Annotated in this window: 16 protein-coding genes, 8 tRNA genes and 3 rRNA genes (1 of these 27 cut by a window edge); all 27 read right to left on the reverse strand. The window is 38.2% G+C overall.

The window, feature by feature from the left end; translation table 11 throughout:
- Positions 1 to 2478, reverse strand: a 23S ribosomal RNA gene (locus AL499_RS05870) (it extends 445 nt beyond the left edge of the window).
- Between the two features lie 491 nt (positions 2479 to 2969).
- Positions 2970 to 4520 (reverse strand): 16S ribosomal RNA (locus AL499_RS05875).
- A gap of 121 nt (positions 4521 to 4641) precedes the next feature.
- A tRNA-Ala gene (locus tag AL499_RS05880) sits at positions 4642 to 4717 on the reverse strand.
- 14 nt (positions 4718 to 4731) lie between these two features.
- Positions 4732 to 4805: transfer RNA gene (locus tag AL499_RS05885), tRNA-Pro, on the reverse strand.
- A gap of 23 nt (positions 4806 to 4828) precedes the next feature.
- Positions 4829 to 4902 (reverse strand) — tRNA-Arg (locus AL499_RS05890).
- A 9-nt stretch (positions 4903 to 4911) separates the two neighbouring features.
- Positions 4912 to 5000: transfer RNA gene (locus AL499_RS05895), tRNA-Leu, on the reverse strand.
- 7 nt (positions 5001 to 5007) lie between these two features.
- Positions 5008 to 5082: transfer RNA gene (locus AL499_RS05900), tRNA-Gly, on the reverse strand.
- 15 nt (positions 5083 to 5097) lie between these two features.
- A tRNA-Lys gene (locus AL499_RS05905) sits at positions 5098 to 5170 on the reverse strand.
- A 6-nt stretch (positions 5171 to 5176) separates the two neighbouring features.
- A tRNA-Thr gene (locus AL499_RS05910) sits at positions 5177 to 5252 on the reverse strand.
- A gap of 8 nt (positions 5253 to 5260) precedes the next feature.
- Positions 5261 to 5336 (reverse strand) — tRNA-Val (locus AL499_RS05915).
- Positions 5337 to 5347: 11 nt separating this feature from the next.
- Positions 5348 to 5462: ribosomal RNA gene (rrf, locus tag AL499_RS05920) — 5S ribosomal RNA — on the reverse strand.
- The 16S, 23S and 5S rRNA genes sit together here with 8 tRNA genes alongside, the layout of an rRNA operon.
- 409 nt (positions 5463 to 5871) lie before the next feature.
- Complete coding sequence (gene lysS, locus AL499_RS05925) at positions 5872 to 7359, reverse strand: lysine--tRNA ligase (RefSeq protein ID WP_002491864.1); 1488 nt, start codon at positions 7357 to 7359, stop codon at positions 5872 to 5874.
- A 524-nt stretch (positions 7360 to 7883) separates the two neighbouring features.
- Positions 7884 to 8363 carry a 2-amino-4-hydroxy-6-hydroxymethyldihydropteridine diphosphokinase gene (folK, locus tag AL499_RS05930; RefSeq protein ID WP_002491868.1) on the reverse strand — a complete coding sequence of 160 codons (480 nt, stop codon included), beginning with the start codon at positions 8361 to 8363 and terminating at the stop codon, positions 7884 to 7886.
- The gene (gene folB, locus AL499_RS05935) at positions 8364 to 8729 is read right to left on the reverse strand and encodes a dihydroneopterin aldolase (RefSeq protein WP_002461453.1); all 366 of its coding nucleotides are present in this window, start codon (positions 8727 to 8729) and stop codon (positions 8364 to 8366) included. It lies immediately after the preceding gene.
- Positions 8707 to 9510, reverse strand: coding sequence for a dihydropteroate synthase (gene folP / locus AL499_RS05940; RefSeq protein ID WP_002491860.1), 804 nt, complete (start codon positions 9508 to 9510; stop codon positions 8707 to 8709). The genes folB and folP overlap by 23 nt, the downstream gene beginning before the upstream one ends.
- 222 nt (positions 9511 to 9732) lie before the next feature.
- Positions 9733 to 10665 (reverse strand): cysteine synthase A, encoded by a 933-nt coding sequence (gene cysK, locus AL499_RS05945; protein WP_002479495.1) that lies wholly within the window; start codon positions 10663 to 10665, stop codon positions 9733 to 9735.
- Between the two features lie 177 nt (positions 10666 to 10842).
- Complete coding sequence (gene hslO, locus AL499_RS05950; protein ID WP_002461457.1) at positions 10843 to 11727, reverse strand: Hsp33 family molecular chaperone HslO; 885 nt, start codon at positions 11725 to 11727, stop codon at positions 10843 to 10845.
- 180 nt (positions 11728 to 11907) lie between these two features.
- The gene (gene ftsH, locus AL499_RS05955) at positions 11908 to 13995 is read right to left on the reverse strand and encodes an ATP-dependent zinc metalloprotease FtsH (RefSeq protein ID WP_002461458.1); all 2088 of its coding nucleotides are present in this window, start codon (positions 13993 to 13995) and stop codon (positions 11908 to 11910) included.
- Positions 13996 to 14272: 277 nt separating this feature from the next.
- Entirely contained in the window at positions 14273 to 14812 is a 540-nt protein-coding gene (hpt, locus tag AL499_RS05960; RefSeq protein ID WP_002461459.1) for a hypoxanthine phosphoribosyltransferase, read from the reverse strand.
- 2 nt (positions 14813 to 14814) lie between these two features.
- A complete protein-coding gene (tilS, locus tag AL499_RS05965; RefSeq protein ID WP_002461460.1) occupies positions 14815 to 16107 on the reverse strand; it encodes a tRNA lysidine(34) synthetase TilS in 1293 nt (430 codons plus the stop codon).
- A gap of 103 nt (positions 16108 to 16210) precedes the next feature.
- A complete protein-coding gene (locus AL499_RS05970) occupies positions 16211 to 16609 on the reverse strand; it encodes a S1 domain-containing RNA-binding protein (RefSeq protein ID WP_002461461.1) in 399 nt (132 codons plus the stop codon).
- Between the two features lie 167 nt (positions 16610 to 16776).
- Positions 16777 to 17175 (reverse strand): cell division protein DivIC, encoded by a 399-nt coding sequence (gene divIC, locus AL499_RS05975; protein ID WP_002491863.1) that lies wholly within the window; start codon positions 17173 to 17175, stop codon positions 16777 to 16779.
- 23 nt (positions 17176 to 17198) lie between these two features.
- Positions 17199 to 17477, reverse strand: a complete 279-nt coding sequence (locus AL499_RS05980) for an RNA-binding S4 domain-containing protein (RefSeq protein WP_002461464.1) — start codon at positions 17475 to 17477, stop codon at positions 17199 to 17201.
- Positions 17474 to 18664 carry a MazG nucleotide pyrophosphohydrolase domain-containing protein gene (locus AL499_RS05985; protein WP_002491865.1) on the reverse strand — a complete coding sequence of 397 codons (1191 nt, stop codon included), beginning with the start codon at positions 18662 to 18664 and terminating at the stop codon, positions 17474 to 17476. The genes AL499_RS05980 and AL499_RS05985 overlap by 4 nt, the downstream gene beginning before the upstream one ends.
- Position 18665: 1 nt before the next feature.
- Entirely contained in the window at positions 18666 to 20195 is a 1530-nt protein-coding gene (locus AL499_RS05990; RefSeq protein ID WP_002491854.1) for a polysaccharide biosynthesis protein, read from the reverse strand.
- Positions 20173 to 23694 carry a transcription-repair coupling factor gene (gene mfd / locus AL499_RS05995; protein WP_037540660.1) on the reverse strand — a complete coding sequence of 1174 codons (3522 nt, stop codon included), beginning with the start codon at positions 23692 to 23694 and terminating at the stop codon, positions 20173 to 20175. The genes AL499_RS05990 and mfd overlap by 23 nt, the downstream gene beginning before the upstream one ends.
- Positions 23691 to 24263, reverse strand: a complete 573-nt coding sequence (gene pth / locus AL499_RS06000; RefSeq protein ID WP_002461471.1) for an aminoacyl-tRNA hydrolase — start codon at positions 24261 to 24263, stop codon at positions 23691 to 23693. Before pth ends, mfd begins: the two co-directional genes overlap by 4 nt.
- Positions 24264 to 24402 lie beyond the last annotated feature (139 nt).

A 24402-nucleotide genomic window follows, 5' to 3' on the forward strand; every position in this document is an offset into this window, starting at 1 on the left:
TTATCCCCGGGGTAGCTTTTATCCGTTGAGCGATGGCCCTTCCATGCGGAACCACCGGATCACTAAGTCCGTCTTTCGACCCTGCTCGACTTGTAGGTCTCGCAGTCAAGCTCCCTTATGCCTTTACACTCTATGAATGATTTCCAACCATTCTGAGGGAACCTTTGAGCGCCTCCGTTACCTTTTAGGAGGCGACCGCCCCAGTCAAACTGCCCGCCTGACACTGTCTCCCACCACGATAAGTGGTGCGGGTTAGAAAGCCAACACAGCTAGGGTAGTATCCCACCAGCGCCTCCACGTAAGCTAGCGCTCACGTTTCAATGGCTCCTACCTATCCTGTACAAGCTGTGCCGAATTTCAATATCAGGCTACAGTAAAGCTCCACGGGGTCTTTCCGTCCTGTCGCGGGTAACCTGCATCTTCACAGGTACTATGATTTCACCGAGTCTCTCGTTGAGACAGTGCCCAAATCGTTACGCCTTTCGTGCGGGTCGGAACTTACCCGACAAGGAATTTCGCTACCTTAGGACCGTTATAGTTACGGCCGCCGTTTACTGGGGCTTCGATTCGTAGCTTCGCAGAAGCTAACCACTCCTCTTAACCTTCCAGCACCGGGCAGGCGTCAGCCCCTATACATCACCTTACGGTTTAGCAGAGACCTGTGTTTTTGATAAACAGTCGCTTGGGCCTATTCACTGCGGCTCTTCTGGGCTTGCACCCTAAAGAGCACCCCTTCTCCCGAAGTTACGGGGTCATTTTGCCGAGTTCCTTAACGAGAGTTCGCTCGCTCACCTTAGAATTCTCATCTTGACTACCTGTGTCAGTTTGCGGTACGGGCACCTGTTATCTATCTAGAGGCTTTTCTTGGCAGTGTGAAATCAACGACTCAAGGAAACAATTTCCTCTCCCCATCACAGCTTGACCTTATGAGTGCCGGATTTACCTAACACTCAGTCTCACTGCTTAGACGTACAATCCAATCGTACGCTTCGCCTATCCTACTGCGTCCCCCCCATCGATTAAAACGATACTAGGTGGTACAGGAATATCAACCTGTTATCCATCGCCTACGCCTGTCGGCCTCAGCTTAGGACCCGACTAACCCAGAGCGGACGAGCCTTCCTCTGGAAACCTTAGTCAATCGGTGGACGGGATTCTCACCCGTCTTTCGCTACTCACACCGGCATTCTCACTTCTAAGCGCTCCACATGTCCTTGCGATCATGCTTCAACGCCCTTAGAACGCTCTCCTACCATTGTCCAAAGGACAATCCACAGCTTCGGTAATATGTTTAGCCCCGGTACATTTTCGGCGCAGTGTCACTCGACTAGTGAGCTATTACGCACTCTTTAAATGATGGCTGCTTCTAAGCCAACATCCTAGTTGTCTGGGCAACGCCACATCCTTTTCCACTTAACATATATTTTGGGACCTTAGCTGGTGGTCTGGGCTGTTTCCCTTTCGAACACGGACCTTATCACCCATGTTCTGACTCCCAAGTTAAATTAATTGGCATTCGGAGTTTGTCTGAATTCGGTAACCCGAGAGGGGCCCCTCGTCCAAACAGTGCTCTACCTCCAATAATCATCACCTGAGGCTAGCCCTAAAGCTATTTCGGAGAGAACCAGCTATCTCCAAGTTCGATTGGAATTTCTCCGCTACCCTCAGTTCATCCGCTCACTTTTCAACGTAAGTCGGTTCGGTCCTCCATTCAGTGTTACCTGAACTTCAACCTGACCAAGGGTAGATCACCTGGTTTCGGGTCTACGACCAAATACTCAACGCCCTATTCAGACTCGCTTTCGCTACGGCTCCACATTTCCTGCTTAACCTTGCATCAAATCGTAACTCGCCGGTTCATTCTACAAAAGGCACGCCATCACCCATTAACGGGCTCTGACTACTTGTAAGCACACGGTTTCAAGTTCTCTTTCACTCCCCTTCCGGGGTACTTTTCACCTTTCCCTCACGGTACTGGTTCACTATCGGTCACTAGAGAGTATTTAGCCTTAGGAGATGGTCCTCCCAGATTCCGACGGAATTTCACGTGCTCCGTCGTACTCAGGATCCACTCAAGAGAGAACATATTTTCAACTACAGGATTATTACCTTCTTTGATTCATCTTTCCAGATGATTCGTCTAATATATTCCTTTGTAACTCCGTATAGAGTGTCCTACAACCCCAATAAGCAAGCTTATTGGTTTGGGCTCTTCCCGTTTCGCTCGCCGCTACTCAGGGAATCGATTTTTCTTTCTCTTCCTCCGGGTACTAAGATGTTTCAGTTCTCCGGGTCTGCCTTCTAACATGCTATGTATTCACATGTCGATAACACAACATAACTTGTGCTGGGTTTCCCCATTCGGAAATCTCTGGATCAATGCTTACTTACAGCTACCCAAAGCATATCGTCGTTAGTAACGTCCTTCATCGGCTTCTAGTGCCAAGGCATCCACCGTGCGCCCTTAATAACTTAATCTTCCACACTGCGCTTTAAGTCAATCGCATTCATATGGCTTCGTTTCACCATTTTAAAGCTCATTCATTTTGAGTCAAACGCGCGCATGCTTTGTTGTTTCATCATTTCTAATGCTCATTTACAAAAGTAAACTGCGCTTAGAAATGCTTCAACGCCTCGCCTGACAAACGTTTTCTTTCAAAATTATATAAGTGTGTATGTGTTATTAATCTTGTGAGTGTTCTTTCGAACACTAGCGATTATTTCTTATGAATTCAAGCTTATTTAAAACTCTAATTCACTCGGTTTTGCTTGGTAAAATCTAATTTACTTACTTATCTAGTTTTCAAAGTACAACAATCAATTTTAAATGAAGCATTGGCAAATAGTATTATTTGTCAAACGCTCTCTTTTAAAACGATTTATTTGAATGTTAATAAACATTCAAAACTGAATACAATATGTCACGTTATTCCGCATCTTCGTAGAAGATGTTCCGAATATATCCTTAGAAAGGAGGTGATCCAGCCGCACCTTCCGATACGGCTACCTTGTTACGACTTCACCCCAATCATTTGTCCCACCTTCGACGGCTAGCTCCAAATGGTTACTCCACCGGCTTCGGGTGTTACAAACTCTCGTGGTGTGACGGGCGGTGTGTACAAGACCCGGGAACGTATTCACCGTAGCATGCTGATCTACGATTACTAGCGATTCCAGCTTCATGTAGTCGAGTTGCAGACTACAATCCGAACTGAGAACAACTTTATGGGATTTGCTTGACCTCGCGGTTTCGCTGCCCTTTGTATTGTCCATTGTAGCACGTGTGTAGCCCAAATCATAAGGGGCATGATGATTTGACGTCATCCCCACCTTCCTCCGGTTTGTCACCGGCAGTCAACTTAGAGTGCCCAACTAAATGATGGCAACTAAGCTTAAGGGTTGCGCTCGTTGCGGGACTTAACCCAACATCTCACGACACGAGCTGACGACAACCATGCACCACCTGTCACTTTGTCCCCCGAAGGGGAAGACTCTATCTCTAGAGCGGTCAAAGGATGTCAAGATTTGGTAAGGTTCTTCGCGTTGCTTCGAATTAAACCACATGCTCCACCGCTTGTGCGGGTCCCCGTCAATTCCTTTGAGTTTCAACCTTGCGGTCGTACTCCCCAGGCGGAGTGCTTAATGCGTTAGCTGCAGCACTAAGGGGCGGAAACCCCCTAACACTTAGCACTCATCGTTTACGGCGTGGACTACCAGGGTATCTAATCCTGTTTGATCCCCACGCTTTCGCACATCAGCGTCAGTTACAGACCAGAAAGTCGCCTTCGCCACTGGTGTTCCTCCATATCTCTGCGCATTTCACCGCTACACATGGAATTCCACTTTCCTCTTCTGCACTCAAGTTTTCCAGTTTCCAATGACCCTCCACGGTTGAGCCGTGGGCTTTCACATCAGACTTAAAAAACCGCCTACGCGCGCTTTACGCCCAATAATTCCGGATAACGCTTGCCACCTACGTATTACCGCGGCTGCTGGCACGTAGTTAGCCGTGGCTTTCTGATTAGGTACCGTCAAGACGTGCACAGTTACTTACACGTTTGTTCTTCCCTAATAACAGAGTTTTACGATCCTAAGACCTTCATCACTCACGCGGCGTTGCTCCGTCAGGCTTTCGCCCATTGCGGAAGATTCCCTACTGCTGCCTCCCGTAGGAGTCTGGACCGTGTCTCAGTTCCAGTGTGGCCGATCACCCTCTCAGGTCGGCTACGTATCGTTGCCTTGGTAAGCCGTTACCTCACCAACTAGCTAATACGGCGCGGGTCCATCTATAAGTGATAGCAAAACCATCTTTCACTATTGAACCATGCGGTTCAACATATTATCCGGTATTAGCTCCGGTTTCCCGAAGTTGTCCCAGTCTTATAGGTAGGTTACCCACGTGTTACTCACCCGTCCGCCGCTAACGTCAAAGGAGCAAGCTCCTTATCTGTTCGCTCGACTTGCATGTATTAGGCACGCCGCCAGCGTTCATCCTGAGCCAGGATCAAACTCTCCATAAAAAATTATGATGTTTGATTAGCTCATAAATACTAATTAAATCTTTGTAACGTTTCGTTACATTATTGGAATTAACGTTGACATATTGTCATTCAGTTTTCAATGTTCATTTCTAAAAAATAATGGTGGAGACTAGCGGGATCGAACCGCTGACCTCCTGCGTGCAAAGCAGGCGCTCTCCCAGCTGAGCTAAGCCCCCATTTATTCAAGAAGTCGGGAAGACAGGATTCGAACCTGCGACCCCTTGGTCCCAAACCAAGTGCTCTACCAAGCTGAGCTACTTCCCGTATTAAATTATGTTTATAAAAAGCGCGCCCGATAGGAGTCGAACCCATAACCTCTTGATCCGTAGTCAAACGCTCTATCCAGTTGAGCTACGGGCGCTTTATAAAATGGTGCCGAGGACCGGAATCGAACCGGTACGGTGATCTCTCACCGCAGGATTTTAAGTCCTGTGCGTCTGCCAGTTCCGCCACCCCGGCAAAATAATGGAGCAGAAGACGGGATTCGAACCCGCGACCCCGACCTTGGCAAGGTCGTATTCTACCGCTGAACTACTTCTGCTTATATAAATCGTAATGAGCCATAGAGGATTCGAACCTCTGACCCTCTGATTAAAAGTCAGATGCTCTACCAACTGAGCTAATGGCTCAAAAGATGGTGCCGGCCAGAGGAATCGAACCCCCAACCTACTGATTACAAGTCAGTTGCTCTGCCAATTGAGCTAGGCCGGCTATTCAAATGGTGGAGAATGACGGGTTCGAACCGCCGACCCTCTGCTTGTAAGGCAGATGCTCTCCCAGCTGAGCTAATTCTCCGATTCATCATTGCCTGGCAACGTCCTACTCTAGCGGAACGTAAGTCCGACTACCATCGGCGCTAAGGAGCTTAACTTCTGTGTTCGGCATGGGAACAGGTGTGACCTCCTTGCCATTGTCACCAGACAAATAGCTTACTTTACTAATTTTACTAACTTTATTCAAACGTTTCAATAGTCAATTTTACACTTTGTTTAAAATTGATTTACATTGCGTTTAAATTTCACGTCCATGAAATTGACGACTTTTATATGTTACAACACATCATTAGTCATGTCAATTGTTTTTTATATATTTTTTCATGATATATCATTCATCATTTTTTCTCTTTGACACTCGATAAATGTTATCATATCTGCACGTTAAAATCTATTCTTTTTTTATATATTTTTTCTTCACAACTAAGATTATTAATTTAAGTGCGATATGAATTGTATATTTAAAATGCCCAAAGCTTAATTTGCTTCGGGCATTTATTTCGTATATTCGATTATCAGTGTCGTACTTGTATTTTGTACAAATCTGTTGCTATCATTTATTTTTGTCGCATATATGGGAATAATAGTACATCACGAATAGATGGTGAATCTGTTAATAACATCACAAGTCTATCAATTCCGATTCCTAATCCACCTGTTGGCGGCATACCATATTCTAATGCTTCAATGAAATCTTCATCCATTTCATGTGCTTCATCATTACCTTGTGCTTTTTCTACTAATTGTGCTTCAAAGCGTTCTCTTTGATCGATTGGGTCATTTAGTTCTGTGAAGGCATTTGCATGTTCTCTTCCAACAATAAATAGTTCAAAACGATCTGTAAATCTTGGGTCTTCCGGATTTTTCTTCGCTAATGGTGATATTTCGATTGGATGTCCATAAATGAATGTTGGTTGAATAAGTGTTTCTTCAACTTTTTGTTCAAAGAACTCATTCAAGATATGTCCATACTTCATGTTTTCTTTAATTTCAATACCGTGTTCTTTAGCTAATGCTATTGCTTCTTCGTCTGATTTTACTTGATAGAAATCTACACCTGTAGCTTCTTTAACTGCATCTACAATATGCAATCTTGTCCAAGATGATTCTAAATCGATTTCTTCTCCATTGTATTGAACTTTTGCTGAGCCAAATACTTCTTGTGCAATATGGCGAATGAGTGATTCTGTTAAATCCATAATATCGTGGAAATCTGCATATGCTTCATAAAGTTCAATCATTGTAAACTCTGGGTTATGTCGAGTTGAGACACCTTCGTTACGGAACACACGACCTATTTCATATACTTTTTCTAAGCCACCTACAATAAGACGTTTTAAATGTAATTCAATAGCTATTCGCATATATAAAGTTGCATCTAAGGCATTATGATGTGTTACAAATGGACGTGCAGCAGCTCCACCAGGTATTTGATGCATCATTGGTGTTTCTACTTCTAAAAATCCTTTATTATTTAAATAGTTACGCATTTCTTGAATGATTTTACTACGATGAATGAACGTTTGCGTACTTTCTTTGTTTGTAATTAAATCTAGATAACGTTGGCGATAGCGTTGTTCAATATCTTGTAAACCATGGAATTTATCAGGTAACGGACGTAATGCTTTAGATAATAAAGTGAAGGTTTTAGCTTTAACTGTTAATTCACCTGTATTCGTTTTAAACATAACACCATCAATACCAACAATGTCTCCAAGGTCAGCGATTTTCCAAATATCAAACTGTTCTTCTCCAACTTGATCTTTACGTACATATATTTGAATTTGACCTGACAAGTCTTGAATATGTGCAAAACCTGCTTTACCTTTACCACGTTTAGTCATTAAACGACCTGCGATGGTTACATGACTTTCTGCCTCTTTATCATGTAATTCCTCTTTAGAATATTGATCCCATGCTCCTTTTAAGTCATCAGCCATAGCTGTACGTTCGAAGCGTTTCCCAAAAGGATCAATACCTAAATCGATTAGTTCTTGTAGCTTTTGACGACGGACCTGCATTTGGTCATTCATTTCTTCTGACATTCTGCTCTCTCCTTTAAACTTCTTGTTTTTCTGTTGGTTGTTGCATAATTTCTTGTTGGAAATGTTGTAAGGTATAATCATTCCTTGTTCTGTTTCGGCTTAAGGGCTTTACATGCTTTGCCATGGCCATTAACACCTTTTAATTACCAAGAAGTGTGTTTACGCATTTCCATAACACCAATCTTTTCTCCCTTTAATTCTACAAGACGGCGCGTATGTAATAAAGCAATTTCCACTTTATCTTTTAAAGTTGGCTCATCTATAAGTGCTCATGTTTCGAGGTAATGGAAGGTACGATAAATTATCCGTGAATTACCTAAGGCTTTTCATCTTATCATTACAACATCTATACCCGATTAATCAAGCATTTTTTCTCAAGTTAGGATGATGATTATCACTATTGCCATTAACTGAGAAACGGTAAGTCGGAAAGTGGAATAATATTCCCCCACCATACATAAGGGATTAATACGACGCTATTTCAATTTCTACGTCTCCAGTTTTCCACATATTTCATTAGCCTCTCATTGTTTATACTTTTTAACTGAATCGTCTGCCTTAACTAGGTTTCCAATCGTTTGTTTGGAATGAGGTTCTATTTTCGTCGACGCAATGTCATTGAGGGGTATCAATACGAATGCACGTTCTGTCATCCTTGGGTGGGGAATCGTTAGTTGATCCAACTCTATGATGTCATCTCCATATAATAAGATATCAACATCTAATGTGCGTGGACCCCAACGTACTTCTCTCACTCGATGTAACTGTTTTTCAGTTTCTAAACAACAATTGAGCAATTCTCGTGGTGTAAGTTGCGTATTTATTTCAACACATAAATTTAAGAATTGTGGTTGTTCTGTATAACCCACAGGAGCTGTTTCGTATATTGGAGAAACTTGTGTAACCTTAATACCATCAAAATGATCAAGGATGTCTATTGCCTGCATCAACTGTTTGTAACGATTGCCAATATTACTTCCTAAACCTAGATAAGCTTGTACCATTTAATAATTCTCCCTCACTATTTCTATACCAACGCCATCATAATGACCTGCAATCGGAGGATTTTCTTTAGTGATTCTGACTTTCGTTTCCATTACACGATTATAGTGTGAATTTATACGTTTTGCAATACGTTCTGCAAGATGTTCTATCAATTGACAAGATGGCCCTTCAACAATGTTTTTAACATCTTCAAAGACCTCACCATAATGCACAGTGTCTTTGACATTATCCGTTTTCCCTGCTTCAGTCAAATCAACTTTAAGTGTTACATCTACTATAAAAATTTGGCCAAGTTCATTTTCTGCATGAAGCGCTCCATGATAGCCATAAAAACGCATGCCATTAAGAAAGATGATGTCGCTCATGTTCATTCTCCTTTAAAAAGTCGATGCTTTGTGCAAGCTTTACATTTAAGTCTACATTATGCACGCGAACCGCCTGAATGCCTTTCATTATACCATAAACCGTCGTAGCAGCTGTTGCTTCATCTCGTTCTGCTGGCGTTGTCTCTTTGCCAATCATTTCTTTAATAAAGCGTTTACGACTCGTGGCTAATAGCACTGGATATTCTGTTGCCACAAGTTCATCTAATCGTGCCATGACTTCTTTTTCTTCACTTCTTGATTTAGCAAAACCAATACCAGGGTCTAACCATATGTTCCCTTTTTCTATGCCTGCCATTTCTGCTTTATTAGCCTGAGTCAATAACGATAATAGCATTTCTTCAACAACAGGTTGTTCTCTCTGACCATCGCCGTTATGCATTAACACAATTTCTGCATTATAGTCACTAACCACATCAAATATTTTAGAGTCATATAATCCCGCCCATTGGTCATTTATCATTGTAGCCCCAAGCTTTAAACAAGCCTCTGCTACCTCACTACGATATGTATCAACAGAAATTTGAACGTCTAATTTAACCAATTGTTCTACTACAGGTACAACGCGTTCCATTTCTTCCTCTAATGATACTTCCGTATGACCTGGTCTTGTGGATACGCCACCCACATCGATGATATCCACACCTTCATCTATCATCTCTTTTGCTCGTGCGACTGCCTTGTCCACTGAATTGTATTTACCCCCATCAGAGAACGAATCCGGCGTCACATTTAAAATGCCCATAATTTTTGTTTTCGTCATTTTTTTCACCCTTTGCTTTCTTAAAAAATGAATATGTAACACTGCAACTACATTTAAATCATTAACTTATAAATAATGATACACTCATTTGAGAAACATTTCAGTATTTGCAATTTAAAATTCATCTATTTCTCTTATAGATTTTACACTGGCTTTTTCAAAAAACAAAAAAACCAGTGAAGCCAACTGGGACTTCACTAGCATAATTAAATGAACTATAAATTAGTCGTCAAATGAATATAACGGTGTAGATAAGTAACGTTCGCCATTACTTGGTAATACGGTTAATACTGTTTTTCCTTTACCTAATTCTTTAGCTTTTTGAATTGCTGCGTGAATGGCTGCACCTGAAGAAATACCTGCTAAAATACCTTCTTCTTTAGCCACACGACGTGATGTTTCCATCGCAATGTCATTGCCAACTTGAATGATGCTATCATAGATATCTGTGTTAAGTGTGTCTGGAACGAAACCAGCACCTAAACCTTGTAATTTGTGTGGACCAGGTTCACCTCCACTTAATACTGGAGATGCTTCTGGTTCGATTGCCACGATTTCAATATTTGGATATTTTTCTTTTAATACTTTACCAGCACCTGATAAAGTTCCTCCCGTACCTACACCAGCTAAGAAAGCATCAATTTGTTTACCTTCAAATTGTTCAACAATTTCTGGACCTGTAGTCAATTCGTGAATTTCAGGGTTTGCTGGGTTTTCAAATTGTTGTGGTTCGAAATAACCATGTTCTTCTTTTAATTCTTTAGCCTTTTTAATTGCACCTTTCATCGCTTCTGATCCGGGTGTTAATACTACTTCTGCACCATAAGCTTTCAATAAATTACGGCGCTCTAAACTCATTGTTTCTGGCATTGTAAATACAGCTTTATAGCCTTTCGCAGCACAAACAAATGCAAGTCCGATACCAGTGTTACCACTTGTAGGTTCAACTATCGTATCGCCAGGTTTAATTTTACCTTCTTTTTCTGCTTTTTCTATCATAGCAAGCGCAATACGATCTTTAACAGAACCACCTGGATTTTGATATTCTAATTTCACGTATACATCTGCTGCATCAGCGTCTACAACGTTTCTCAATTTGACTACTGGTGTATTGCCAATAATTTCTGTAATATTATCAACTATTTTTTGTGCCATTAAAAAACACTCCTTTATTCTAGTTTGACTAAATGCTTAGTTCTTTAATCGGATATAGTTATATCATATCAGAATTTTCTAAAAAAACAAATGTATTTACTTATTTATGCCTCTAAAACTATTATACATCTTTGTGTTTCCCTGACCTAGTATCATCTAAACTACCATTGACTCATGCTATGCTTGTAATTGTTCGAGAACCCCCTGTAACTCCGCTTCAGTATAGTTATATTTTTGATTACAAAAATGACATGTAGCCTCTGCGCCATGATCCTTTGTAATCATATCTTGTATTTCTGCTTCTCCTAACCCTTTAATAGCATTTAAAAATTTTTCATGACTGCATTGACATTCGAACTGAACGGGTGTCTTATCGATGATTTGAACGTGTTCCTGTCCAAGAATTTCGCTTAGAATGCTTTCAGGTGTTAACCCTTGTTCAATCAGTTTGGATACTGGTGTCATGTGCTTAATTACATTTTCTAAATGCGTAATCGTATCATTTGATGCGCCTGGCATAACCTGTATTACAAAGCCACCTGCTGCTTTAATAGAGTTATCTGGATTAACTAGCACTCCTAAACCAACAGAAGATGGTGTTTGTTCACTTGTTGCATAATAATATGTGAAGTCTTCTCCTAGTTCTCCGGACACTATCGGACTTGTTCCTGTAAAATAATCCTTCATTCCAACATCTTTTACTACCATAATGGACCCCTCTGTTCCTACTGCACGTTTTACATCTAATTTTCCTTGTGCATTTAATGGAAAATGTGTTTGAGGATGATCGACATAAGCGCGTATATTACCTCGCGCATCAGCATCAGCAATAATTTTACCTATCGGCCCTTTGCCGTCAACTGTAACTGTTAATTTTTGCGCTCCTTTGAGCATTGCCCCCATCATCACTGTGGCAGTCATAGTTCTTCCCATAGCTGCAGAAGCAGTTGGCCAAGTATAATGACGCGTTTGAGCTTCTTGTACGGATTCTGTGGTAAGTGCAGCATATGCTCTTATTTCTCCACCATACGCCAATGCTTTTACTATATAATCATGTGTCATAAACAATCTCCTTATATACTTTTATATTTTATTTATCAAGTTTTTTCTTATTATGAGCAATTATTATACACCTGTTGTTTATATCAACAAAATGACCTGCTTGTATCAGTTTCGTTTCGTTAAAAAAATCAAAAAGTCTCCTTCCGCAATAATTCATATGCAGAAGGAGACAGATTAATATCATTGTTGTCTATGATCAGGCTGGTTTGGATCACTTGGATTATATGGTTTATCAATATTTGGTGCTTGTTCGTGTGCTGTGTCATCTGACTCAGATGCACGATCTTTTTCTGATGCATCTTTGTTCGTGTCTTCGTCTTTGTCACCTTGCTCTAATTGTTCTTCACGAATTTCATCATACGATTTGCCATATTTACCATCGCTAAAATCAGTATCGTCTTTATTTACTATTTTTGCACTATCATAATCTACTTCTGGCATTTTACCATCATAGAATAATGAGCGAATTTGTTCAGCAACTAATGTTTCCTCAGTTAATAGTGTTTTAGCAATAAGTTTTAACTGATCTTGATGTTCTATTAATATTTGTTTACAACGTTCATATTGTTCTTTAATAATACGTTGTACTTCTTTATCGATTTCATAAGCAATTTGACCTGAATAATTAGGTTCACCTTGCATATCTTTGCCTAAGAAGACTTGCCCGCTACTACTATTAGAAAATTGTAATGGTCCTAATTTTTTACTCATACCATATTCTGTGACCATTGAGCGTGCAATTTGGGTAGCTCTTTCAAAGTCGTTTGATGCCCCTGTAGATACTTCACCAAAGTTAATATCTTCAGACACACGTCCACCAAGCAAACCACAAATTTTGTCTAACAATTCTGGTTCTGTCATTAAGAAGCGATCTTGTTTAGGTAACATCATCGCATATCCACCGGCTTGACCACGTGGTACGATAGTTACTTTATGCACAATTTCCGCCTCGTCAAGTACCATCCCAATAATGGTATGTCCTGCTTCATGATGTGCCACGATATTTCGTTCCTTATCAGAAATAACACGAGATTTCTTAGCTGGACCAGCAATAACGCGGTCGGTTGCTTCTTCAATATCGCGCATATCAATTTTATTTTTACCTTCACGCGCAGCAATCAATGATGCCTCATTTAGTAAGTTTTCTAAATCAGCACCAGAAAATCCTGGTGTTCTTTGAGAAATAGCTTTTAAATCTACAGTTTCATCAAGCGGTTTGTTTTTAGCGTGAACATGTAGAATCGCTTCACGACCTTTTACATCAGGGCGACCTACTTGAATTTGACGGTCAAAACGACCTGGACGTAATAATGCTGGGTCTAAAATGTCTGGTCGGTTTGTTGCTGCAATCATGATAATACCTTCATTTTCACCGAAGCCATCCATTTCTACTAAGAGTTGGTTGAGTGTTTGTTCTCGTTCATCATGGCCACCACCAACACCTGCACCACGTTGACGACCTACGGCATCGATTTCATCGATAAAAATAATACAAGGCGCATTCTTTTTAGCATTTTCAAATAAGTCACGCACACGACTTGCGCCGACACCAACGAACATTTCAACGAAGTCTGAACCACTGATTGAGAAGAATGGTGCACCAGCTTCACCGGCCACGGCACGCGCAAGCAATGTTTTACCTGTACCTGGAGGCCCTACTAAAAGCACACCTTTAGGTATACGTGAGCCCATTTGTTTAAATTTCTTATTATCTTTTAAGAAGTCAACAATTTCAATTAATTCCTGTTTCTCTTCGTCAGCACCGGCAACATCACTAAAGCGTACACGACGTTTCTTGTTATCGTACATTTTTGCTTTGGATTTACCAAAGTTCATCATACGACCGCCTTGTCCCCCACCTTGTGCTTGACTTAGGAAGAAGATGAACAATAATGCAATAATTAAAACTGGAATAAGTGTTGTTAAGATACTTACAAATACACTTTGTTTTTCTTCTTCTTTAACAGTGAATTTTAACCCATCTTGTTTTTTTGCTTTATCTGTGATGTTTTGTAAGTCTTTTTCATTGTTATAAAGTATTGTTGATGAATAATCTTCATCTTTTTTCGTCTTACCACTTACCATGTAAACATTTTGCTCTGGTTGGATTTCTAAAGACTTCAGTTCACCTTTATCCAACTGTTTAACAAATTGCGTATATGTAAGTTGCTTTGGCATGTTCCCATTATTGTTTATATAATTGAAAACGCCAAACAAAATAACGCCAATAATTGCGATAACTAGCACATTGCGAAATGCTTTTTGCATGCGTCGTTTCCTCCTACTTCCATAATAAAACTAACAAAAATTGTAACACAATACATCTTTTTAAGGCTAGTATTTCAACTTTAATATTAGTTTCTATAGCCTTTTTACTTATCATTATTACATTCCCTATTATCACTATTTTCTATAGCACATAAAACATTATAGTTACATTTCTTTTGTACACTATTTATTTAAGAGAGTTATATAAATCGAGTCTACACTATTAGACATTTTTCGCATAGTATTTTACTTTATCTTATATCAGAAGATAAATCACTTATTTTGTGTAAACTTCGGGTTTAAGCGTGCCAATGTAAGGTAAATTACGATAATGTTCTCCATAATCTAAGCCATAACCTACAACAAATTCATCGGGAATTTTTTTACCTACATATTTTGCTTCGATATCTGCTTTTCGGCGATTAGGTTTGTCTAATAGCGTTACAATTTCTAATGAATTTACTTTTCTAGATTGTAGTAACTCAGTAATTGATTTTAAAGTTGTTCCTGTCTCTAATATATCTTCAATGATTAAGACATCTTTATTCTCAATTGATGTACCTAAATCTTTAATAATTTGAACCTCACCAGTAGATTCTGTACCTCCGTGATAACTTGAAACATCCATAAAATCTATAGCAAGATGTGTATCAATGCGTTTAATTAAATCTGCCATAAACATAACAGAACCTTTTAAGATCCCAACACAAACTAATGGTTTATTTTGATAATCTTGTGTGATTTGTTCTCCTAGTGTTTTACAAAGTGTTTGAATCTCTTCTTCTGTTAAAATTATTTCCTTTAAATCATTATGCATAGTTATTCATCTCCGTTATTAATAGTTAAATAATCTTGGTGGGTTCGTGATATATATAGTTGGCCAACCGCTATAATATGTTGCTCAGCATCAACAACAATAGGCATTATATTTCTTTCATTCATGTCTACCTTGTGGTCAATCATCAAACGGCTGACTTTTTTATGTGCTGTTTGTCCATTTAAGCAAAAAATATCCCCGTTTTTACGCGTACGAATCGTCAGCGGGAAAACATCAGCTGGCATTTGCTCGTCAACTATAATATGACTATTGCCAAAATGGTAATGCCCATGGTGATAAATTTTAATAGGTTCAACTGATGTTTGCTGTTGGTATTTAGCCATTATTATAAATTTATCATATGCAATTTTAATATGCCATTGTTCTGTTAACCCAATTTCAAATTGGGCTTTATCATTAGCTATTTGATGGAACCATTCATGATACGTTCTTTCAGAGTATGGTGCAGGAATATCCGTATACTGTAGTAAGCAGTCCATCAGCATGACTTTATCGTAATATGGCAGACGATTGAATCGTGTTCTTGGGCACGTTATCATAGTATGATTATGATTCATATTCACATAATCTTGAATGAATCGCGAAATTTTATTTTCTAATTGCTCCATCTGTGCATCATGCCAGGCTTTTAATTTCAATAATTGCTCAACATCTAATTGCTCATTATCATTAATTTCAGGTATTAAGCGATTGCGAATGTCATTACGTACATATTTATTTATATGATTTGAACAATCTTCATAAAAAGGCACATGATGCACTTGTTGAAAATATCGGATGTCTTGTTTATGAGATTGTAGCAATGGTCGGCATATTTTGTATTGCTCTCTCGCCGTAAGATAAGACATGCCTAATCGACTGCGTGTTGCCCGTCCAGAAAACAAACGGTAAAAGATTGTTTCAAGTTGATCATCTAAATGATGTGCAGTGAGTAACACATCCGCATTTAATTCATGCATTTTATAATCAAACCATTGATAACGCATTTGTCGTGAGTCATTTTGTATACTTTTCCCGGAAGCTACTAAATGTGATAAATCTAAATGTTTAATATCATATGATAACTGGTGTTGTTCACAGTAGGTTTGAAAAAAACGTTCTTCCTCTATCGATTCTTCTCGCAAACCATGATTGACATGTAGACATGTTAACTTGCGATAGGTGTCACGATAGAGATGGGTTAAAGCGTATAACAGGCACATGCTATCAACACCTGTAGATACGGCTAAGACAATATGGTCCTCTACAGTCCAACCACTCGTGTCTACTTTCATATAATCCCACCTTTTATAATTTTAATCTGTATCTATTTTTATCAAAGGGCTGTCAATAAAAATAGACTGCTCCTTGAGTAGAAACAGTCTATTTTTAAACGCATTAACGTCTTGAACCTTTACCACCACGTCTAGATTCTGTTTGTCGTTTAATCGTTGTGAGTTTATCTTCACTATCTTTTAAGAAATTACTTAGTTTCTTTTCAAAATCTTCAGCTTTTTGTGGCGGTTTACTATGATGTGATTTGTGTTGTGGTCTACGTGGTCGATCTTTTGCTTTTTTAATTGATAAGCTGATTTTTCCGTCATCCGCAATTGATAATACTTTAACTTCAACTTCATCACCGATTGATAAATGGTCCTCTACATTTTCAACGTAATTATCTGCCACTTCACTAATGTGTACTAAGCCACTTTTCCCTTCAGGTAATTCGACGAACGCACCAAATTTTTTGATACCTGTGACTTTACCTTTAAGCTTATTTCCTACTTCGATTGACATATTCTAAATAAATCCTCCCGATATGATTCGATTTTATCCTTATTATATTCCTGTTTTAATATTTTCACAATGCTATAGCTAGATTATTTTAAGATTAGCTGCTGTTTCTAATAAAACTGTTAACTGTATCCTCTATATTTAATTGTTTTTACTATTTTATAAAGCGATTAGCGATCATCATCTGTCGACTTTGACTTATCTGACTGTTTATCACTTGGCAATTTAAAGATAACCTCTCCTTTATTACTCAAATAGTAATCATCACGCGCAATTTTCTCTACGTAATCCGAATCGTTCAAATTACTCAGTTCTTCTTTTAATGCAATTTCTTCATCTTGTTGTTTTTGAAATTGTTCTTCTTTATGTTTTCGTTCAGCAGCATCTTCACTATTACTTTGCTTTTGAAGGACAAGCACGATAATTAACATTAATATAATGGCTAATAGTATACCACCAAACACTGTAATTCTACGGCGAACAATACGCATTTTCATCTTATTTCGTTGTTTTTGTTTGTTTCTTTGTGATGTGTACTGATTACCTATTTGTTCTACTTTTTTATCCAATGCTTGTCACCTCCTTTAAGCCATTATTCATCAAATTGTGGTTCATTTTTAGTACGTTCTTCTTTGATCAATTCGTACATGCCTTTAGCATTTTCTTTTGTTGCATGTTCATTTAATGCAGTTACTTTAACTGTAACTAACTTTTGACCAAAGCGAATGACTAATTCATCTTCAACCTTAACATCTGTACCTGCTTTAGCAACGTTACCATTTACAGTAATACGACCTTGGTCACTGATTTCTTTAGCCAAGGTACGTCGTTTTACTAAACGTGATACCTTTAAATATTTATCTAATCTCATGACTCTGCCTCTCCTTGCTGTAAATAGGCTTTGAGCATATTTTCATCAAAGTCTTTATTTTTGGTTTTATCATACAACGACATGAAGTGGTCTGCAAATACTTTCTCGAATTTGACGCGTGGTGTTTTGCCTTCTTGTTGTTTCGCCTCTAGCCAAATAGTATTTAAATCATCTATTGTTTCTGCATGTTGTTCTCCAAAGATATGAGGATGACGTCGAATCATTTTAGCATTTAAGCCGTCAATAACTTCACGTATATCCATATAGCCTTCTTTTTTACCAATACTCGTATGTAATAATACTTGTAGTAAAATATCACCAAGTTCTTCAATCATATGCCAATCATCTTTATTATCAATCGCTTCAAATAATTCAAATGTTTCTTCTAGTAAATAGCGTTTCAATGAGGCATGTGTTTGCGCTTTATCCCAAGGACAACCGTGGTCATCATCGACAAGTGTGTCAATGGTTTGTACCGCAAAATCAAAGTCTGAATATAGCACACGCTCGTCTTCAACTGCAGGTACAAAAACACTAGTTAGATTATTAAAATAAGATGCATCACGGTCTAATTCGTAGAGCGGTAACTCCGTTATTTGTGCATTATCACCATGCGCACCATCAACGATTTTAACATGGTAATCATCCGGATAGCGTTCCATCAAAGTAATTTTCAAATCTGCAGCTACCATATTACTATAAACTTGTGTAATGATTGTAGCTGTGCGCACATTCAAACGTTCTGGCTGTATATCTGTACCATCCAACATTGTAAAGCCATCATTCGGATCAATTTTTACCGCGGCAAAAATATCATCGATAAAACTTTTCCCTCCAAGTACATTCACACTGACATCATCTCGTTGCTTCTCCGCTTCTAACAATAGCATCGTCGTTGTTTCTGCAACATAAGGATGACCGGGCACCGCATAAATGACGTCTTGTTGTTGTGCCAATTCTAATAAACGATCGACAATGGTTTGATAAACATCTTCAAAAGATTGATGTGCTTCATAGATATCATCAAACGTTTCAAAATGTATATCCTCACGCAATGCTTCTATAACAGGATGTGCTAACGTTCGTGCATATACACAGTCTTGTTGTTGAATAAATCGATATATTCCTAATGGTAAATCGTCTAAACCATAATTTCCAAGACCAATAATTGTAATCTTATGCGTCATATTATCGTCGACTCCTTGTTTTAAAATGATATAATTTATCTCCATAAGGTAAGTGTTTTAGTTCTCTATAGCTTAACATACGCCATTCAGCTATAAGCCAGGTAAATATCCCAACTCCTGCAAATGCCGCAATTAGAAGTTCAAGTAATCCACCAATGCGTCCCGTTGTAGGAATAAGCCACATCACAGCTTGCACGACAAGACTCATAACTAACATGCTTGCCAATAATTTAATAAAGAATCGACCCATTCCTTGCATTTTATAACGTGTCGTTACACGCTGATGGCAAATCAAACCTGTCACACTTAAAGACAAGACGGTACTCACACTGGCACCTAAAATTCCTAATTGATAAATCAACATAATATTTAACAGCCCTTTAACGATTAAACCAATACCAACACTAATCATCACCGTTGCAACCTCATTAAACACTTGTAATAAAGCAATATACATCATAATTAATGATACCAATATTACCGTTATCATATAAACACTTAGCGTTATGACTAAACTGTTGGTTTTAAAAAAAACTTGATTCATCAATGGTAATAAATTAACTAATCCTACTGCGGCAGCACTACTAATTAATATAGTAATTTTCAGAGAGGCATTCGCATAACGATTCATTAAATTCCATTGTTGTTCTTGCAACGCACATGTTAATAACGGAATCAACACAAAACTAAAAGTTGTTGTGACAATTAAGCCCATTTGAATAAATGATGCGCCACGATCATAGATGCCTTTTTGCTTAATCGCTTCATGAAATGATAAATGGTTTGATTTTAACATGTGTACTACTGTAAAACTGTCGATGAACTGCCATAAAATAACTAATAGTTGACTTATAGCGAACACCATAACTGCTAACAATAGTCGGCGCCAAGGTATGGTCATCGTATCTAGCTGACGCATATATTTAAACGGCCGATGATAGATTAAATAAAGACTTGAACCTAGAAAACCAACCGATGAACCTAAAATTGCAAGCATGCCAGCTTGATAAATCGTTCTTCCATAAAGTATAAATAATCCTATCGCTACAAAGATAACTGTAACTCGAATTATCTGCTCTATTACCTGGGAAATTGCTGGAATAGTCATTAATTGTTGACTTTGATAATGACCTCTTAATACGCCTAAAACCCCAACAAATAAGAAACTTAAACTTGCTGCTCTAATCATTGTTTCTAGATGAACATCTCCCATCATCCATGCCATTGGATGCGCTAACAGAAATAATAATGCAGTAATAAAAATAGCTACTATCTGCAAATATCGAAGCACCATTGAATATCTTTGCGCCGTACCATGTCCACCTAAAGTTTGCGTTACTGCACTAGGAATTGCATTCATTGATAATATCATGCCTAACGCAACAATAGGATATATTTGCTGATAGGCATACAATCCTTCATCACCCAATACATTTTGATACGGTACACGATAAAGTGCACTTAATACTTTGACAACAATGAGCGCACCAGTCAGTACCACTACACCACTAAATGCGGATTTCATCTTCATCTTTAATAACTCTACTTTCTTCTAGACATTTCACTAAAAATTTTAAATTCTCAAGCCATTGTGTTGATTTTTTCAAAGTAACTTTCATCACCCCGTCTTGAACACCTACTTTCATAGCTCGACCAAGCGGTTGTGTTTGTTTAAACAATGCTTCACCATCGATGTCTTTCGTTCCTTGCACCGATAATGTAATATCCACTGTTTTTCCTTGATCTTTTATCAAGGTTACCCCAGCACGTAATGCATGTATCTTAATTTGTACACTATCAAGTAAACGTTCAACTTCTATCGGATAATCATTAAAACGATCCATCAATTCATCTCTAATATCGTCAAGTTGTGCCTCATTTTCAACTTTTCTTAACTTTTTATATATCTCAATTTTAGCCTGTTCGTTTTGAATATATTCTGCTGGCAGATAGGCATCTAAATTTAATACCATCTCTACTTCAGGTGTATCTTGCGTTTCTTCAGTTATACCGCGTTTTTCATTTACTGCTTCTTCTAACATTTGTGAATATAGATCAAATCCAACTGAATCGATAAAGCCATGTTGCTGTTTACCTAATAAGTTACCCGCACCACGAATATTTAAATCGCGCATCGCAATCTTGAAACCAGATCCTAGCTCTGTAAATTCCTTAATCGCTTGCAAACGATCTTCAGCTGTTTCGGTTAATACTTTATTTGTCGGATGTAAGAAATAAGCATAACCGATACGACTCGAACGTCCAACACGTCCTCTTAATTGATACAATTGACTTAAACCAAATCGATCTGCTTCTTCAATAATCAATGTATTGGCATTTGGTACATCCACACCTGTCTCTATAATCGTAGTTGTTACTAATATATCGTAGTCTCCATTGATAAAACTTAGCATAGTTTCTTCTAAATCCCGTTCAGTCATTTGTCCATGTGCTACAGCAATACTTGCTTCAGGCATGAGCATTTGTAGTTGTTCACGCTTTTCATATATCGACTGAACTTTATTGTATAAATAGAACACCTGACCATCTCTAGATAGTTCGCGCTCTAATGCTTCTTTAATAAAATTCGTATTTTGTTCTAGCACATATGTTTGAACTGGGAAGCGATTTTCTGGTGGCGTTTCAATTACTGACAAATCACGCACACCAAGCATACTCATATGCAGCGTTCTTGGTATAGGTGTTGCTGTTAGTGTTAAGACATCAACATTCGTTTTCAATGTCTTAATACGTTCTTTATGGCGAACACCAAATCGTTGCTCTTCATCTACAATAAGCAACCCTAAATCCTTATATCGAATATCTTTGCTTAGTAGCTTGTGTGTCCCTACAACGATATCAACATAACCAGACTTCAACCCTTCTTTCGTCTTTCTAACCTCTTTCGCCGTTCTAAAACGACTGACAAGTTGAATTTCAACCGGGAAATCTTGCATTCGCTCAATCAATGTTTCGTAATGTTGTTGAGCAAGAATCGTCGTTGGAACTAAAAATGCAACCTGTTTACCTTCCATTACTGCTTTAAAAGCTGCACGAATCGCTACTTCAGTCTTACCATAGCCAACATCACCACATAACAGACGATCCATTGGTTTTTGTAGTTCCATATCTGCTTTAATTTCTTCAATCGATTTTGCTTGATCAGGTGTTAACTCATATGGAAAGTCTAATTCAAAAGCTTGTTGCTCAGCTGTATCTTCTCCAAATTGGTAACCTACTGACATTTCTCGTTCTTTATATAAAGCAATCAATTCTTCAGCAATATCTTCAACGCTTTGTTGTACCTTGGCTTTGGTTTTCTTCCATTCAGAGCCACCAAGTTTATTTAATTTAGGCGATTTGTCTTCTGAAGCAACATATTTTTGGACTTGATCCATTTGGTCAACTGGAACAAATAATTGATCTGTACCTTTATATTGTAATTTTATATAGTCGCGATGAACATCCCCAACTTCAAGTGTTTCTACACCTAAATAGCGGCCTACCCCGTGATGTACATGAACTACATAGTCACCTACTTTTAAATCTTGATATGATTTTATCTTTTCAGCATTTGATATTGTCTTAGAACGTTTGCGCTGTTTCTTCTGTTTTGTTTTAAACAATTCTCGTTCAGTAATTACCACGAGTTGCATATAAGGTAGTTCAAAACCTTCAGATAAACTTCCTTCCGTCACAATAGCTTGTCCACTGGCAATACCGCTGTGAATATTTTTAACGGTAGGAATATGCATTTCGTTTAGCATTGCCTGAATACGTTCCACCTTTGTTTCTGTTTCTACCAAGACTACAATCGTATAGTCATTTTGTACGTAGCGTTGAAACTCAGAACGCATAATATCATATTGTCCATAAAACTGTTGCACTGGCTTACAAGAAAACTTGATAATATCAGCTAATTTAACAGTCATTGAGGATGTAAACAGTGTGAAGTATGCCACTGGAAAATGAGTTAATAAATGTTCAAAACCGTCATATTGCATAAAAGTTTGCCCAATAAAACCATTACCACTTTCTATTAAATTATGAATAAAGTCCTCGACTTCAGTGGTCAACGTTTCTTCTGTTTCTTTGATACGATTATATTCATCAACTACGACAATGGCATCTTGTTGAAAATAATCAATCAAAGTAGCAGGCGTTTCATACATAAATGCAACTAAACGTCGTAATAATTGGTGGTCGACGGCTGTCGTGTCTATAAGATTGAAACTTTCATAGGTTTCTTTCAAGTCATTCCTTACCGATGTTTCAATTTTTGGACGTGTGTCTTCATATGCAGCTTTTAAATTGCTTTGTAAATGCTTAATGACATCATCAGTGATGACATAGTCACTTGCAGAAGTGATTGAGACACCATCTAAATTATTATTGGAACGTTGGGTTTCAATATCAAAATCTCGAATTGAGTCGACTTCCGTATCAAACAACTCGATTCTTACCGGTTCGCCAATCAACGGATAGATGTCGATAATACCACCACGCACTGAGAATTCACCGATATGGGAAACAACAGATTCACGGCGATACCCCATGTTCACAAGTTGCTGTAGTAAATGTGCCACATCAATATCTTGACCAATATGTAAATGGATTTGATGTGCTTGCCATATGTCTATAGGTGTTTGCCATTTTTTCAAACCATTTAATGGCACGATAAATAACCCTTTCTCATTTTGTGCTAACGCAGTAAGTGTGCGTACGCGTTCGCTCATAAGTTGAGGGCTTTGGGTTGAAAATTCTTCTGTCATAATATCTTGTACAGGATATTTGTATACTTCTGCCGAATCAATATACTGCAATAAATCTGTTTCTAATTTATCTGCTTGGTAGAGATTATTTGTTATAAGGAGCATTTGCTTATGGTCAGTAAGATATTTTTCCGCGATAATTGTAGCTTTAGCCGATGGAGATAATCCAGTGACTAAAATATTTTCTTGTCCAAATACCTGATCTAATTCTTGGAAACGTTTATCTTGTTGGATGTATTCTGCTATCACTGATTTCAATTGACGTCACCATTAAAGTTATTCATGACATGGTCAAAGCGTGACGTATCGATAAATGCTTCTACTGCTTGAGCTGCATGTTCAACTACATGATCCATTGTCATCATTTCTTCTTTTGAAAATTTTTGTAATACATAATCAGGTACTGACATGCCATTAGTCGGTCTACCAACACCGATGCGAATACGCTTAAATTGCTCCGTGCCTAAATGTTGAATAATCGATTTCATACCATTATGACCACCTGCACTACCCTTTTGTCTTAATCTGACTTGACCTTGGTTAAGATCTAAATCATCATAAAGCACGATAAGTTCATCTATTGCTACATTGTAATAATCCATTAAAGGCCCAACTGCTTGCCCCGATAAATTCATCATTGTCATTGGTTCGATAAACATGACTTTATCATTACCAATACGCTCAATGGTATATGCACCTTTGAATTTTTGTTTATCTAAATTAAAATTGTATTTATCTAAAAGATAATCTACCACTTCAAAACCAATATTGTGTCTTGTATGTTCGAATCGTTTGCCTATATTTCCAAGACCAACAATACATTTCATATGTTGAAACCTCCATGCCAAATTGTAAATTAATGTACCATACATGATGCATTTATATTAGATTGACTCACTCATGTATGTTTTTCTAATTCTATTATTATATGGTTATCATTATTAAAATAAGTTGATTCTTTACTTT

It is taken from the genome of Staphylococcus lugdunensis (genome assembly GCF_001558775.1).
Classification (GTDB): Bacteria; Bacillota; Bacilli; order Staphylococcales; family Staphylococcaceae; genus Staphylococcus; species Staphylococcus lugdunensis.